Origin of the sequence: Aerococcus agrisoli, from assembly GCF_003797145.1 — a bacterium.
GTDB lineage: Bacteria > Bacillota > Bacilli > Lactobacillales > Aerococcaceae > Aerococcus > Aerococcus agrisoli.
On sequence record NZ_RKMG01000001.1, the window covers coordinates 126,895 to 141,224 of the forward strand.

Annotated in this window: 14 protein-coding genes; 8 read left to right on the forward strand and 6 right to left on the reverse strand. The window is 40.6% G+C overall.

The window, feature by feature from the left end; all coding sequences use genetic code 11:
- Window positions 1-57: 57 nt before the first annotated feature.
- From gatC to gatB, 3 genes are read left to right on the forward strand one after another with little or no spacing between them, the layout of a single operon-like run.
- On the forward strand, window positions 58-363 hold the full coding sequence (gene gatC / locus EF384_RS00500; protein ID WP_233487688.1) for an Asp-tRNA(Asn)/Glu-tRNA(Gln) amidotransferase subunit GatC: 306 nt from the start codon (window positions 58-60) through the stop codon (window positions 361-363).
- Window positions 363-1,817, forward strand: coding sequence for an Asp-tRNA(Asn)/Glu-tRNA(Gln) amidotransferase subunit GatA (gatA, locus tag EF384_RS00505; RefSeq protein WP_123779042.1), 1,455 nt, complete (start codon window positions 363-365; stop codon window positions 1,815-1,817). The genes gatC and gatA overlap by 1 nt, the downstream gene beginning before the upstream one ends.
- Before the next feature lie 14 nt (window positions 1,818-1,831).
- Entirely contained in the window at window positions 1,832-3,259 is a 1,428-nt protein-coding gene (gene gatB, locus EF384_RS00510; RefSeq protein WP_123779043.1) for an Asp-tRNA(Asn)/Glu-tRNA(Gln) amidotransferase subunit GatB, read from the forward strand.
- 573 nt (window positions 3,260-3,832) lie between these two features.
- Here gatB and EF384_RS00515 read toward each other — a convergent pair.
- Together EF384_RS00515 and EF384_RS00520 are read right to left on the reverse strand one after the other, a co-directional pair.
- Window positions 3,833-4,750 carry an MBL fold metallo-hydrolase gene (locus tag EF384_RS00515; protein ID WP_123779044.1) on the reverse strand — a complete coding sequence of 306 codons (918 nt, stop codon included), beginning with the start codon at window positions 4,748-4,750 and terminating at the stop codon, window positions 3,833-3,835.
- A 47-nt stretch (window positions 4,751-4,797) separates the two neighbouring features.
- Complete coding sequence (locus EF384_RS00520) at window positions 4,798-5,982, reverse strand: acetyl-CoA C-acetyltransferase (protein ID WP_123779045.1); 1,185 nt, start codon at window positions 5,980-5,982, stop codon at window positions 4,798-4,800.
- A gap of 731 nt (window positions 5,983-6,713) precedes the next feature.
- Here EF384_RS00520 and EF384_RS00525 point away from each other — a divergent pair.
- The gene (locus tag EF384_RS00525; protein ID WP_094518580.1) at window positions 6,714-7,124 is read left to right on the forward strand and encodes a cupin domain-containing protein; all 411 of its coding nucleotides are present in this window, start codon (window positions 6,714-6,716) and stop codon (window positions 7,122-7,124) included.
- 74 nt (window positions 7,125-7,198) lie between these two features.
- A complete protein-coding gene (locus EF384_RS00530; RefSeq protein ID WP_123779046.1) occupies window positions 7,199-8,011 on the forward strand; it encodes an HpcH/HpaI aldolase family protein in 813 nt (270 codons plus the stop codon).
- Between the two features lie 571 nt (window positions 8,012-8,582).
- On the opposite strand, the gene EF384_RS00535 is transcribed toward EF384_RS00530, so the two are convergent.
- Entirely contained in the window at window positions 8,583-9,149 is a 567-nt protein-coding gene (locus EF384_RS00535) for a hypothetical protein (RefSeq protein WP_123779047.1), read from the reverse strand.
- 103 nt (window positions 9,150-9,252) lie between these two features.
- Window positions 9,253-9,786, reverse strand: a complete 534-nt coding sequence (locus tag EF384_RS00540) for a transcription repressor NadR (RefSeq protein ID WP_123779048.1) — start codon at window positions 9,784-9,786, stop codon at window positions 9,253-9,255.
- Between the two features lie 551 nt (window positions 9,787-10,337).
- On the opposite strand from EF384_RS00540, the gene EF384_RS00545 reads away from it, so the two are divergent.
- Both EF384_RS00545 and EF384_RS00550 read left to right on the forward strand, forming a co-directional pair.
- On the forward strand, window positions 10,338-10,811 hold the full coding sequence (locus EF384_RS00545) for an S-ribosylhomocysteine lyase (protein WP_094518576.1): 474 nt from the start codon (window positions 10,338-10,340) through the stop codon (window positions 10,809-10,811).
- Between the two features lie 24 nt (window positions 10,812-10,835).
- Window positions 10,836-11,975 carry an ArgE/DapE family deacylase gene (locus EF384_RS00550; RefSeq protein ID WP_123779049.1) on the forward strand — a complete coding sequence of 380 codons (1,140 nt, stop codon included), beginning with the start codon at window positions 10,836-10,838 and terminating at the stop codon, window positions 11,973-11,975.
- Between the two features lie 90 nt (window positions 11,976-12,065).
- Here EF384_RS00550 and EF384_RS00555 read toward each other — a convergent pair whose 3' ends face one another.
- Window positions 12,066-12,776 (reverse strand): LrgB family protein, encoded by a 711-nt coding sequence (locus tag EF384_RS00555; protein ID WP_123779050.1) that lies wholly within the window; start codon window positions 12,774-12,776, stop codon window positions 12,066-12,068.
- Window positions 12,777-12,782: 6 nt separating this feature from the next.
- Entirely contained in the window at window positions 12,783-13,169 is a 387-nt protein-coding gene (locus EF384_RS00560; RefSeq protein WP_123779051.1) for a CidA/LrgA family protein, read from the reverse strand.
- 191 nt (window positions 13,170-13,360) lie between these two features.
- Between EF384_RS00560 and EF384_RS00565 the strand changes: the two genes are divergently transcribed.
- On the forward strand, window positions 13,361-14,287 hold the full coding sequence (locus EF384_RS00565) for a LysR family transcriptional regulator (RefSeq protein ID WP_123779052.1): 927 nt from the start codon (window positions 13,361-13,363) through the stop codon (window positions 14,285-14,287).
- Window positions 14,288-14,330: the final 43 nt, after the last annotated feature.

Here is a 14,330-nt window from a genome sequence, read left to right on the forward strand (position 1 = left end):
AATTAAGCAAGTAAAATAAGGCGAAAACTAAGCTGAAAAATGAAGGAGGAACCCGTTATGGCGATTTCTGAAGAAGAAGTTAAACGGATTGCTAATCTAGCAAAATTCCAAGTAGAAGATGAAGAAGTGTTACACTTTACCAATGAATTTGGCAACATCCTAAATATGATCAACGAATTACAAGCGGTAGATACGACGAATGTAAACCCAATGTTCTGGGCAGTTGATTTCAAAAACGTAATGCGCGAAGACAAAGTTGTGGAAACACAAACACGTGATGAATTATTCATCAACGCAAAGACAACATCAGATGGGTTCATCGAAGTACCATCAATTATTGATACAGACGGAGGCGAAGCTTAATGGATAAATTTACAGATACGATTCGCTCATTGAACGAAAAATTGGTTGCTGGCCAAGTAACGGCTGTAGAATTAGTTCAAGAAGCCATTAACCGTGTAAAGGCAGACAATGATATCATCAATGCGGTAATCACATTAGATGAAGAAAATGCCTTAGCGAAAGCCAAAGCATCTGATGCAAAAGGTTACTCAATAGAACGTCCATTACAAGGTATTCCTATTGGGTTAAAAGATAATATTCTTACAAATGGCGTAATAACAACAGCCGGATCTAAAATGTTAGCTGATTTTGTCCCAATCTACGATGCAACTGTAACTGAACGTTTAGAAGCAGCTGGTGCAATCAATATTGGTAAATTGAACATGGACGAATTCGCAATGGGTGGTTCTAACGAAACATCTTACTTTGGCCCTGTGCGTAACCCATTCGATACAGACCGTGTACCTGGTGGTTCATCAGGTGGATCTGCAGCCGCTGTAGCAGCAGGTCAAGTCTTAGCAACTTTAGGTACTGATACTGGTGGTTCAATCCGTCAACCAGCAGCATACAACGGTATCGTAGGTATGAAACCTACATATGGCCGTGTATCTCGTTGGGGAGTGATTTCTTTCGCATCTTCATTAGACCAAGTTGGGCCAATGACACGTACTGTTGAAGATAATGCCATCATGTTACAAACCATCGCTGGTTATGATGAAAAAGACTCAACTTCAGCACCATTAGAAGTACCAAACTACGTGGCATCTATGAAAGATGGCGTGCAAGGTTTAACACTAGGTGTACCTGCAGAATTCTTCGATGATGCAGTTGATCCACAAGTGAAAGAACAGGTACAAGCAGCGATTAAACAATTAGAAAATGCTGGTGCAACCGTAAAAGAAATTAGCTTTGCGAACTTGAAATATGGTATTCCAGTCTACTATATCATCGCTTCTGCTGAAGCATCTTCAAACTTACAACGTTACGATGGTATTCGTTATGGTTACCGTGCGGAAAACTTCTCTAACTTAGAAGAACTTTACGTTAAAACACGTACAGAAGGCTTCGGGGATGAAGTAAAACGTCGTTTGATGACTGGTACATTCTCAATCGCTTCTGAAAATATTGATGACTACTTCATGCAAGCAGCCAAAGTACGTATGTTAATTAAAGAAGCTTTTGATAAGATTTTTGAAGAAGTCGACTTAATTGTTAGCCCAGTAACCACTGGTACAGCCTTCAAAATTGGTGAAAAATCATCTGATCCAATCGAAATGTACATGGCTGACTTGTTAACAGTACCTGTCAACTTAGCTGGATTACCAGGTCTTTCAATGCCTGTAGGTTTTGATGATAAGGGGCTACCAATTGGTATGCAAATTATCGGTGACCGTTTTGCAGAAGAAAAAATCTACCGTGCAGCTTATGCCGTAGAACAAGTGAACGACGCTTATACAAAACATCCAGCAGAGTAAGAGGGGGAAAAAGAATGAACTATGAAACAGTCATTGGGCTTGAAGTCCATGTTGAATTAAAAACAGAATCAAAAATGTTCTCTCCATCTGCCGCTCATTTTGGAGCTGAACCAAACACAAATACTAACGTAATCGACTTTGGTTACCCAGGGGTTTTACCAAAAATGAACCGTCGTGGGATTGAATTTGCTATTAAAGCTGCTTTAGCTTTAAACTGTACAATCAACCCAGTACAACATTTTGACCGTAAAAACTACTTCTACCCAGATAACCCCAAAGCTTTCCAAACAACTCAATTGTGGCAACCAATTGGTGAAAATGGTTGGATTGAAATTGAAGTCGGTGGCGAAACGAAAAAAATCCGCATCGAACGTCTACATTTAGAAGAAGATGCTGGTAAAAACATTCACGGTAGCGGTTCTTCATTAGTGGATTTAAACCGTCAAGGTACACCATTATTGGAAATCGTATCTGAAGCTGACATGCGTTCTCCAGAAGAAGCATATGCTTACCTAGAAAAAATCCGCGAAATCATCCGTTTCACAGGCGTTTCTGATGTGAAAATGGAAGAAGGTTCTATGCGTTGTGACGCCAACATTTCTTTACGTCCTTACGGTCAAAAAGAATTTGGTACTAAGAACGAATTGAAGAACTTGAACTCATTCAACTACGTACGTAAAGGTTTAGCTTACGAAGAAAAACGCCAAGCACAAGTATTAAACGCTGGTGGCGTAATTGAACAAGCTACTCGTCGTTACGATGAAAACACAGGTAAAACACAATTGATGCGTGTCAAAGAAGGGGCAGCGGACTACCGTTACTTCCCAGAACCTGACCTACCACCATTTACAGTATCTGATGCTTGGTTAGAAGAAATTCAAGCAAGCTTACCAGAAATGCCTGCTGATCGTCGTAAACGTTATGTAGAAACTTATGAATTACCAGAATACGATGCACAAATCTTGACGCAAACCCTAGAAATGTCTAATTTCTTCGATGCAGCTGTTAAAGCTGGTGCGGATCCAAAACAAGCATCTAACTGGTTAATGGGTGAAGTATCTGCTTACCTAAATGATAATGAGAAAGAATTAGACCAAATCGGTTTAACACCAGAATCACTTGCTGAAATGATTCTATTGATCGAAGATGGTACAATTTCTAGCAAACAAGCGAAGAAAGTATTCAAATCATTAGCTGACAAGGGTGGCTCTGCGAAAGAAGTTGTTGAAGCTGAAGGCTTAGTACAATTATCTGACCCAGCACAATTGTTACCATTGATTACTGAAATCCTTGATAACAACCAACAATCAATTGACGACTACAAAGCTGGTAAGAAGAAAGCCACTGGTTTCTTAGTTGGTCAAATTATGAAAGCAACGAAAGGGCAAGCAAACCCACAAGTTGTAAACCAATTATTAACCGAAGAATTGGATAAACGTTAATTTAATGCATTGATTTCTTGCTACATTTGAATATTCAGACAATATGAAGGCTCTCCTAGGTGTTACTGAATGGTAATACTGTAGGGGAGCTTTTTTCTTTGGCATGGGTGTTTCGTGCGGAATTTAGTGGGCATTCAAATATGAAATCTCATAGTAGAAAAAAGGACCAGATATTCAAAAATGGGCAGGTCATATTTGATAAAATGACGCCAAAATTCAAATATGAAATTTCATAATCGAAAAAGAGGCCAAATATTCTCATATGAAATTGCGTACTTGATAGACCAAATATATGCATAAAATATGGGCACTGATATTTGACAAAAGTGGGTGAGAAATCAAATATGAAACCCCATATTTGAAAAAAACCATAAAAATTCAAATATGAGCATTCATTCTTGAAAAGCGATACTGCAGGACTATAAAAAACATATAGTTAATCAAAGAACTTCAAAAGGAAAGTGTTGGTGCACGGACACCAACACTACAAGACAATCTAATACTCATCAAAAAAGTCGTATGCTGCATTCAAACTGGCATACGACTTTTCCTATTTATATAGAAGAAACTTGTTTATTTGGCTACCATGCTGTCCACTTGGCGTGGTGTGCGGTCTTGTTCTGGGGTAAATGGGATGTGGACATCGCGCGATGATTTCATGGCGTATTGGATGTTTTTACCGTCTTCTGTGTATTCAATCACGCGGTAATATGGATCGTGGTAGAACATGAAACGGTAGTGGTTGGCTAGGGCTTCGGCCATGTATTTTTCCTTGGCAGAGATTGAATCCATTGGGTAGTCGTCGAGGCCACCCACCCATAGCGGATTTGTATGCACAAATGATAGCAAAATATCTGCCATATGTAGCATGGTTTCGCCGTTTTGTTCTAGTCGGATAATCGCATGGCCTGGACTATGGCCGCCAGAGAATTCCATTGTGATGCCGTCGGTGACTTGGAAGCTGTCGTCAAAAGTGACGACTTGGCCTTGGATGGCTTCCCAATTCTCGCGAGGATAGGTATTTTTCGTACGGGCATTAGGGTGGCGCACAGCATCCCATTCAACGGCTGACATGTAAATCGTAGCGTTGGGATAGGTTGAATGCCACGCGTCATCTGCAAAATAAGTTAGGCCGCTGGCATGGTCGTTATGCATATGCGTCATCATGATGACATCGATATCTTCAGGACTAATGCCGAGCTGATCAAAATCTTCCATAATCCTACCGGGCTTTTCCAAACCAACATTACGCTTGGCTTTTTCCGTAAATTTATCTAGATTAAATGAAGCATCAATCATGTAGTTCATCCCTTGATATTGAATCAAAATGGGATCAGTTGCTTCAGCCACTTGATTGCGGTCATTATATGGATAGTAGCGGCCCCACAAAGTCCGAGGAACAGGCCCAAAAATCGTCCCACCGTCAGTATTAATTAGCGCACCATTTAGCCAAGAAATTGTCATATCGTGAAAAGTATATTGATCTATCATAGTCCTATCTCCTTTTTCTTTGTACGAATCTATCCAACAGTATTCATTTACGCCTGCTCAACAATCATTGAAATACCTTGCCCACCGCCGATACAGAGGGTTGCCAAACCATATTGAGCCTGGCGCTTGGCCATCTCATGAACCAGCGTCACTAAAATGCGCGCTCCGGATGCACCAATCGGATGGCCTAACGCAATCGCACCACCGTTGACATTCACCTTTGTCATATCCGCCTCTAGGTCTGTCAAAACTGCCAGCGCTTGCGAAGCAAAGGCTTCATTGGCTTCAATCAAATCCATATCTTGTATGGTGAGTCCCGACTTGGCTAAGGCCTGGCGGGTAGCGGGTATAGGACCGGTGCCCATAATCGCTGGATCAACACCCGCACTTGCATAACTTTTAATGGTCACAAGGGGCTCGATACCTAAGGCAATTGCCTTTTCTTTGGCCATCAATATTACCGCAGCGGCCCCGTCATTGACACCCGACGCGTTGGCCGCGGTCACTGTACCGCCATCTTTCTTGAAAGCGGGGCGTAATTTTGCGAGCGATTCAGCTGTTACGCCAGCTCGTGGATACTCATCGGTGTCGACCATGGTGATGTTGCCTTTACGGTCAGCTACGGGCACGGGGATGATTTCCGCTTTGAAGCGCCCCTCATTGATGGCAACTTCAGCTTTTTGTTGACTCTCAGCTGCTAAGATATCCTGGTCTTCACGACTAAAGCCATATTTTTCGGCAATGTTTTCAGCAGTCATGCCCATATGATAGCCCTTGAAGGCATCGGTTAAGCCATCGTTGACCATTGAATCGACCACTTTTTGATCCCCCATGCGCATGCCCCAACGTGCACCCGGTAAAATATATGGTGCTTGACTCATATTTTCCGTACCACCTGCAATCACCACATCAGCATCACCAACCATAATACTTTGCGCCGCTAACACAACTGCCTTTAAGCCCGAACCGCAAACCTTATTGACGGAGAAGGAAGGTTTTTCGATGGGGACGCCGGATGCCACTGCCACTTGTCTAGCCATATTTTGACCAAGACCAGCGCTTAAGACATTACCGAATATCACTTCATCCACCTCTTTGGGGTCTAAATCAATCTTAGATAGGGCACCAGTTACGGCAATCTTGCCCAAATCTACAGCCGATACATTTTTAAAGGCACCTCCAAATGAACCAATCGGTGTGCGTTGGGCAGCGACAATAACAACTTCAGTCATGTAAAACTCCTTTCACCATGCTTTTCCTTAAACATGGATACCAATAGTGGTGATTAAGCCAATAAAAAAAGCGAGCCTCGTAAAGGCCCGCTGTGTTACTAGCTAAGAGCCCGCATTCACGAGAAATAGGACTCTTCCAAATGATCTGGAACAATCCTAGTTAGCTAATAATAATAATAATAAAGATGTATGTGTTAGGTTGACTGGAGTCACAGACCACAATTGATCTGTCATATGTTTTTGATTCATTTGCATATTCATTGCGTCCACGCTCCTTTTGTTTTGTTGCTATAACCTTAACATCGATAAATTAAATTATCAAGTGATTTCTCATATAATTTTCATAATGCGTTTTAGGAACTGGTAACAAACATTGGACACATGGGGTTTTTATAGCAAAAAATTTTATCTCTATATTGTGAAAAGGCGTAAATTCAATCCAAAAACAAGCCTGCAAACACATAAAATACATAAATTGTATTTTATTAAGGGACCTCAAAACCACTAATCCCCCTGTGTAAACGATCATGAAATAAGCTTTCCATCATATAAGCGCCGTTATTTTCTTAGCAAGGATAAAATCAGCTTAATGGACATTTGTATTTTTTATACAAATAAATTTGCACAAAGTGACTTGTCAATTTTCAGATAGGGTGTTAATGTTTGTCTCAAGATATTTCTAATCTATTTCTAATATATAACTAAGGAAACAAATCTAGGAGGAATGAACGATGGCATTGGACAAGGTAGATTTTGGAAACGTAAACGAATTACCATACAGACCCTTACGTGCAGGGATTGATCAGGCGGTATTTGCTATGAGTGCTGAGGGTGTGAATATCACATGTAATCGTGTGGATAACGGCAACGAATTAAACCCACATACGCATGCTGATCATCAGCAAATCGCTTGGATTTTACAAGGGGAATGTGATTATTATGTGGACGGTCAACCTTTCCGAATGACAGCTGGTTCGTGGGTCGTCGTTCCCAAAGGTGTGGAGCATTATATTCATGTATACGATAGTCCTGAAACAGTGATTAACGTGGATATTTTTGCACCAGCGCGTGAAGATTATAATGACATTTACAGTAAATTCTTAAAAGAGCAAGGTTATGAAGGTTTTAATATTATCGACTAATAGGGTGTAACGAACAGTGCTTATTAGTGATTGGATTTTGCGATAAAAACAGCCAACTTGAAAGGATGATAGTTATGGAAATGAGAAACCTAGTCAAAGAAAAAATTGAGGAAAAAGGGTATGCAATTGGGGCATTTGTAGCCTCCAGTTCATCCATGAATGTGGAAATTTTAGGCGTGAATGGCTTTGATTTTGCCATGATCGATTTTGAACACGCCCAAACGAGCCTAGAAACAGCTGTGGATATGATTCGTGCGGCTGAATTATATGGTGTTGCACCCTATGCCCGTGTGTATAATCCAGAAGATGGTCCAATGATGGGTCGAATGTTGGACGTGGGGATTCATGGTTTGATGGTACCAATGATTAATACGGCTGAAGAAGCTGAATTTGTCATCCAAAATACCAAGATGCCACCTATCGGGATCCGCGGTAAAGGGATTGGCCGTGGACCACTTTGGGGGGCTTACGAAAACTATAATAACGGTGAAGTAGACGAAAAATCGATGGTTATCGTCCAATGTGAAACACCAGAAGCTGTGGAAAATATTGAAGAAATCGTGCAAGTGCCGGGGATTGACTGTGTTTATATCGGTCGTCTAGACCTTGCCCATGCTATGGGTGTGGAAGATCCGTCTACAAGTCCCGAACTTGAAGCCAATATTCAACGCGTATTGCGTGCCTGTAAAGATGCAGACGTCATTCCAGGTATCTTTACGGCTGGTCCTGAAGATGCAACCAACCGAATTGAACAAGGTTTCCAATTCGTAACGGTATTGAACGACCTTGCCTTCTTCAGACAAGCGACCAAACAACGAATCGACGCTGTACGTCAAGCGGTTGAAGGTGACGAATATCTGGTGACAGACGCAGTATTTTTGAAATAATTTATAGGCAGAATCTAGTGGAAAGAACAAGCGGTTGGGGCAGGTGGTTCCAATCGCTTTTGTTGTCTTGTGAACAAGGTTATTACTGAATAGTTTGAGATTGTGGACAAAAAGTGAAGAGCGTATTCAAATCGTTAGCTATATATTCAAAAATGGGAAGGTCATATTTGACAAAATGATGCCAAAATTCAAATATGAAATCTCATAGTCGAAAAAATGGCCAAATTTTCTCATATGAAATTGCGTACTTGATACAATAAATATAAGCATAAAGTATGGGGATTTATATTTGACAAAATGATGTCAAAAATCAAATNCAATAAATATAAGCATAAAGTATGGGGATTTATATTTGACAAAATGATGTCAAAAATCAAATATGAAATCTCATACTTGAAAAATACCGCAAATATTCAAATATGAAAACCCATACTTGAAAAAACCGTAAATCTTCCAGTATGTGCATTCATTACGGAAAATCCATGCCCGCATGAAAGAAATGCCCGTTTCATAAATAGAAAAAGACCGGACAGATTGATGTCCGGTCTTTTCGTATGCCTATCTATAGTGATTAAAGTTCAACTTGTGCAAAGTTAAGGTGTGCGCGTTTTTCAATGGCTTTTGTAATTTGGTAAGAGATTTCGAAATCGACCATACCATGAACTAGGGTACCAATACCAATTAAGACGATTAAGGTATATAAGAATCCATCGCTAGGTGCACTAACGCCTGTAGCGGTTAGAATATAAACAATTGCGACTTCACCAAGACCGTGTAAAATGTTGACCCATAAGCTGAAAATTGTACGGCTTGCAGTTTTTACAAGGGTCTTAGGAAATTTTTGTAAGTAGTAGGCACCAATTGTTGCGAAAATTAGATGGGTCAAAGCACGAGCTACGATGACGATTGGGAAACCAGCTATTAAGAAGCCAATTGTTGTACCAATTGCAACGATTGCTGCAGTCGAAGGTTTTCTGAACATGGCCATGTCAACTGGCACATGTGAACCAAGTGTGAATGATGCGGGGCCAATCACGACTTTAAAAGGCATAATCATTGGAATAAAGATACCAATCGCGGTCAATAGACCAGTAATCGTTAAGTTTTGTGTTGTTTTTTTAACCTCATTGCGTTGCATGTGTAATCCTCCCAAAGTTTGTTTTTCTCCATCATACGCCCTGAATAGTAGAGGTGTCAAGACAGGTGTCTTGACATACGAGAAAGATACAATTGATACTAACCTAGATTGATTCGTCTAGCAGGATGCCTGCAGCGAATAAGTCGCGTTTAATCTCATCAAATACGGTTTTATCTGGTGCAGTAATCGTATGTAAATGAATCCCATTCGTCAATGATGACAACATGGCACCTTTATGGCTAGCCATTTCTGCGGTGAAATGTGTAATATCGGCATGCGATTGAATGGTCAATGTGGCCTTGATGATGCCATAGTAAGGGTGATCAATTTCAATGTTTTCCACCCAGCCACCTCGGTCAACGATCATAGCTAACTCATTGACTACCTGGTCAGAATCGTGTTGGCAGACGATTTTACCTCGGTAACGGCTGTTATCCTGGGCGGTGGCTTTTGTGGCTAATAGATAGCCTTGATTGGTTGCGATGATATCGTGGTCACTAGCGCGTAAAATCGCTACATCGCCTACAATAATCTGGCGACTGACTCCGAAGGCATCGGCTAGGGTATTGGCTTTTAGTGGTCCTCTTGCATTGGTTAGGGCATTTAATAATGCGTCTCTTCTGTCGGCTGCTTTCATGCTATCTTCTCCTTTGAATCTTGCTTAAATTATAGCATATGCAGGCCTTTTCACCACGCGCTTTGGTCATGAGCATTCGTTTGAAATCGCGTGTGACTTATGTCAAATGATAGGCCACAAGATGCCGGGGATTTGTGACTTGTTTGTGGGAAAAAGGCACACATGGTGAATAGTAGTGACTTATCTACCAGGATTTGTCATAGGTTAACCAGGTATGTGACTTACCCGGAAATATCAGTCACCTGTGATAAAGGTTAGTGGACTTTTGATGTCTAATACGTCACTTTTCATACTAACAACAGGCCACTCATGATTGGCGCTGAATATTTTCTGGATAGGTGCATCAAGTAGGCTACTGCACGTCAGCAAATGTTGCGGTATAAATGAAGCAAGGTGTTAAGTGATAAGAATAGCCAATCACGAGTGTTCGTCAGGTGATTTCAAAGAATCAGGCCGCCCCGTTGACTGAAGGTGGATTCATGGTAAAATGAAAAAGCAGTTAGAAAAGTACAGGTTAAAAATAATGAATCATAGAAAAGGAAGTTATTGAAATGGCAAAAGTTGAAAGTTTTACATTAGATCATGATGCAGTAAAAGCACCTTATATCCGCGTGGCGGGGGCAGAAACAGGACAATTAGGCGACAAATTATCTAAATTTGACGTGCGTTTCTTACAACCAAACGAAGATTCTATGCCGACAAGTGCCATCCATACCTTGGAGCATTTATTAGCAGCTTACACTCGTGACTACCTAGATGGCGTCATTGATATTTCACCAATGGGTTGCCGTACAGGTTTCTACATGATTGTATGGGGCACACCGTCTGTTGAAGAAGTGGCTACTGTAATGACGAAAGTATTAGAAGATGTTGTGAAAGCAGAGTGGACTGACGTACAAGGTACTGAACGTGGCGAATGTGGTAATTTCCGTGACCATTCGCTATGGGGTGCACAAGAATATGCGAAAGATGTCTTAGCGAAAGGCTTCTCTGTAGATCCATTTGAACGTAAAGTATTAAAATAATCGTCTTTTTCTAAGGAGATTGAAATGGATAGACAAGAGAAAATTCGTATTCTTCAAGATGTGATTCAAATTCAGTCACCTAATGGCAATGAAGAGATTGTGGCCTTATATTATAAAAATCTGCTTGAAGCATACGGGATTGATGCGCGCATTATTCCTTATAGTGACGGGCGTGCCAACTTGGTGGCTGAAATTCATGGTCAAGACCAGGGGAAAATTTTGGCGGTTTCGGGGCATATGGATGTGGTAGATGCCGGTAATGCCGACTTGTGGGATTTTCCACCGTATGCTGCTGAGATCCATGACGGCCTGATTTATGGACGCGGGACAACAGATATGAAGGCTGGCTTAACGGCGCTGATTATCGCCATGATTGAACTGAAAGCATCTGATGAGCCCTTCAAGGGGACAGTCCGTCTTTTGGCAACCGTTGGCGAGGAAGTTGGTATGATGAGGGCTGAACAGCTGACCCAAATGGGATTCACACAAGATATCACAGGTATGCTGATTGCAGAGCCAACGAAACCCTTCTATCATACGAAACATAAGGGTTCTATTCAGTATCAGGTCATTGCACATGGCCGAGCTGCCCATTCTTCAACGCCTGACAAGGGCATTAATGCGATCTTGTTAATCAATGAGTTCATCAATAAGACCAATGCCAAAATGGCAGCCGCAACCAAGTTAGCCTACAATGATACCTTGGGTGCTACTTTAAATGTCTTTACTATGATTGCAGGGGGCAACCAGATTAATTCTGTGCCAGAGGCAACCATCCTATCAGGAAACGCCCGCACGGTGCCAGAGGTGGGCAACGATGTGGTGATTGGTATTTTTAATGAGGCGATTGACAGTATTAATGCCAAAGGTCAGGGGTCATTGGCCTTGAATATTCTACAAAATAATCAATTTGCTGACGGTGCCAATGACTCGGACCTAGTCGCGAGCATCTTAGCGGTTGATCCGGATGCGGAAAACCGCGGGTTGAGTGCCGCAACCGATGGGGCAATTTTTACTGATGTTGACAATGATTTTGATTTTGTCATCTATGGTCCAGGCGATATGGCGGATGCGCATACCATCAATGAAGCGATTGGTGTCGATGAGTATCTTGAGTTTATCGCGCGTTATGGGGCAATTTACCGTTCGTATTTAAATGAATAGGCAACAAAAAAACGGATCGCAAAGATCCGTTTTTTTTATCGTTTTAAAATTATGAGAGATTTGGTATTACTGGTAAAATATGAAGTGTGATTAGCCGAATAATAAGTTTGTAATTGGTACTGTAAGTGGTGATAAAACTACTACAGTGATACCAGTTATAACCATTGATAATCCAGACATTGCACCTTGAACTTCACCCATTTTGATTGCTTCAGTTGTACCCATAGCGTGGGCAGAAGTACCCATGGCAATACCTTGCGCAACTGGGTCGTCGATTCCTGCAAGCTGGTAAACTTTCTCACCAATAACAGCACCGATAACACCTGTAAAGATAACAACGGCGGTTGTGATAGAGACAATCCCACCTAATGAATCAGAAACCCCAACTGCGATGGCAGTTGTAACTGATTTAGGAATCAATGTACCAACCATTTCTGGTCCGAAATTGAAGATTAACGCAAAAATATAAATCATTGCTGTATGGATAATCACACCTGTTAAAATCGATAAGATAATTGGTTTCGCATATTGTTTCAAGTATTCAAAGTTCTTTTCAAGTTTCACAGCTAAAGAAACTGTCGCAGGTGTGATGAATAGTTTGAAGAAGCCACCACCGTTATTATCGTAGGTTTCTAGTGGAATACCCGTGAATAAAAGGAATAAAATAATGACGATGATCGAGAAAGCTAGTGGTATAAATAATGGGTTAGGCCATTTTTTATTTAAGTAGTCTGCAAGTAAGTAGATACCAATAGTTAATGTTACCCAAAACATTGAGTTATTCATAAGTGTTTCTAACATAATTGGCTAGTCCCCCATTCTTTCTTTATTTAATTTTTTAGCATCATCACGACGCTTGATTCCTTGAACGCTACGTCCAACTAGAATCATAGTAAGGGTAGTTGTTACTAGCATGATGATAATTAATTGCCACCATCTGTCCGCTAAGACATCGAAATTAGCCATGATACCAACCCCAGATGGTACGAATAAAATAGCCATGTTTGCTGTAATCCATGTTGCTACGCTATCTACTTTTTCAATATCCAATAGTTTAGTGTGTAGCGCGAAGAACATTAGAATCATCCCAATTACACTACCAGGAATCGCAATGAATGATGAAATTAATTCAGAGACGATTGTACCCAATAATGAGAATAGGAAAATCCAAAACAATTGTTTGATGATTTTCATTTTTGTTTCTCCTTATTTCCATTTTTTGTTATTTTTAGAACGATTTTGTATCTCTTATCTATAATAATACTTTGAAAGCGCTTCACGAACAAATTCATTAAATTTATAGTATTATAAATTCTGTTAATATATAATAGAGAGAATTAATAGCAATAAAATGCTTATGACCACGTACATTTTGGAGGTAAACAGTGAATATCCAAGATCTTATTTATTTTAATGATTTAGCGAAAACCCTAAATTATACTGAAACAGCGCACAATTTTTTTGTCTCCCAGCCCACAATTTCATTAGCTGTGAAACGTTTAGAGGAAGAATTTGATACAAATTTGTTCAATCGCCAACGATTTAGCAAGGGCATGACCATAACTGAAACGGGTGAATTATTGTTAGATTTTTCCAATAGGCTCGTCTTACAACTAGCAGCGACCAAACAAAAAATTAGAGACACCAGCAACAATGTTGTTTCATTCGGTTTTCTCCCTACTATTGGTGGGGCTTTATGGCCGCGTTTTATTCCACAAGTGAAGAAGGCTAGCCCAGATATTCATTTTTACGAAGAAGAAAGTTCAGATGTCATGTTCGAACTTGTTAAAACCGGGGAAGTACCAATTGCCATTGTCGGCCACGATAAACCTAATATTTCCGATGAAAGCATTCAACAGACACCCATTTTAAAAGAGGCGTTTACTTTGTGGACGAAGGCAGACCACCCATTAGCTAAGAAAAGCTTCATTACCCCAGCTGATTTGAAGGGTGAGACGTTACTGTCTTTGTCACAAGGGTATACGCATCAACGTATTTTCCATGACTGGTTAGCAGCGAACCACTTAGAAGATGAGGTAACACTGCTTTATACTAAAGAGATTAGAACAGCCTTATCAATAGCGAGTACGTCACATATGTTGGCTTTCATGTCCCCAATTATTGCTGACCGACATTTAGATTTGGTCCAATTGACCATTGAAAATGCACCAAAATTCTATATTTCACTCGTTGTGAATACCGCAGAACAATATGGCCACAATCAACGCATTTTTAATGAAGAGATGGCCGATATCGCCTCTGATTTGTATGAACAATTCAGTGCATTAGAAACTAAACGATCAATTGAATAGGGCAGCAGTACAAGTAACGCAATAGATGCGCATAAGTTATGGG

Coding starts and splice junctions, on each gene's coding strand:
- EF384_RS00535 (WP_123779047.1), bottom strand. CDS start 9,149: ATGCAACGCAATGAGGTTAAAAAAACAACACAAAACTTAACGATTACT.
- EF384_RS00520 (WP_123779045.1), bottom strand. CDS start 5,982: ATGACTGAAGTTGTTATTGTCGCTGCCCAACGCACACCGATTGGTTCA.
- gatC (WP_233487688.1), top strand. CDS start 58: ATGGCGATTTCTGAAGAAGAAGTTAAACGGATTGCTAATCTAGCAAAA.
- EF384_RS00550 (WP_123779049.1), top strand. CDS start 10,836: ATGGATAGACAAGAGAAAATTCGTATTCTTCAAGATGTGATTCAAATT.
- gatA (WP_123779042.1), top strand. CDS start 363: ATGGATAAATTTACAGATACGATTCGCTCATTGAACGAAAAATTGGTT.
- EF384_RS00525 (WP_094518580.1), top strand. CDS start 6,714: ATGGCATTGGACAAGGTAGATTTTGGAAACGTAAACGAATTACCATAC.
- EF384_RS00515 (WP_123779044.1), bottom strand. CDS start 4,750: ATGATAGATCAATATACTTTTCACGATATGACAATTTCTTGGCTAAAT.
- EF384_RS00555 (WP_123779050.1), bottom strand. CDS start 12,776: ATGTTAGAAACACTTATGAATAACTCAATGTTTTGGGTAACATTAACT.
- EF384_RS00560 (WP_123779051.1), bottom strand. CDS start 13,169: ATGAAAATCATCAAACAATTGTTTTGGATTTTCCTATTCTCATTATTG.
- EF384_RS00530 (WP_123779046.1), top strand. CDS start 7,199: ATGGAAATGAGAAACCTAGTCAAAGAAAAAATTGAGGAAAAAGGGTAT.
- gatB (WP_123779043.1), top strand. CDS start 1,832: ATGAACTATGAAACAGTCATTGGGCTTGAAGTCCATGTTGAATTAAAA.
- EF384_RS00545 (WP_094518576.1), top strand. CDS start 10,338: ATGGCAAAAGTTGAAAGTTTTACATTAGATCATGATGCAGTAAAAGCA.
- EF384_RS00540 (WP_123779048.1), bottom strand. CDS start 9,786: ATGAAAGCAGCCGACAGAAGAGACGCATTATTAAATGCCCTAACCAAT.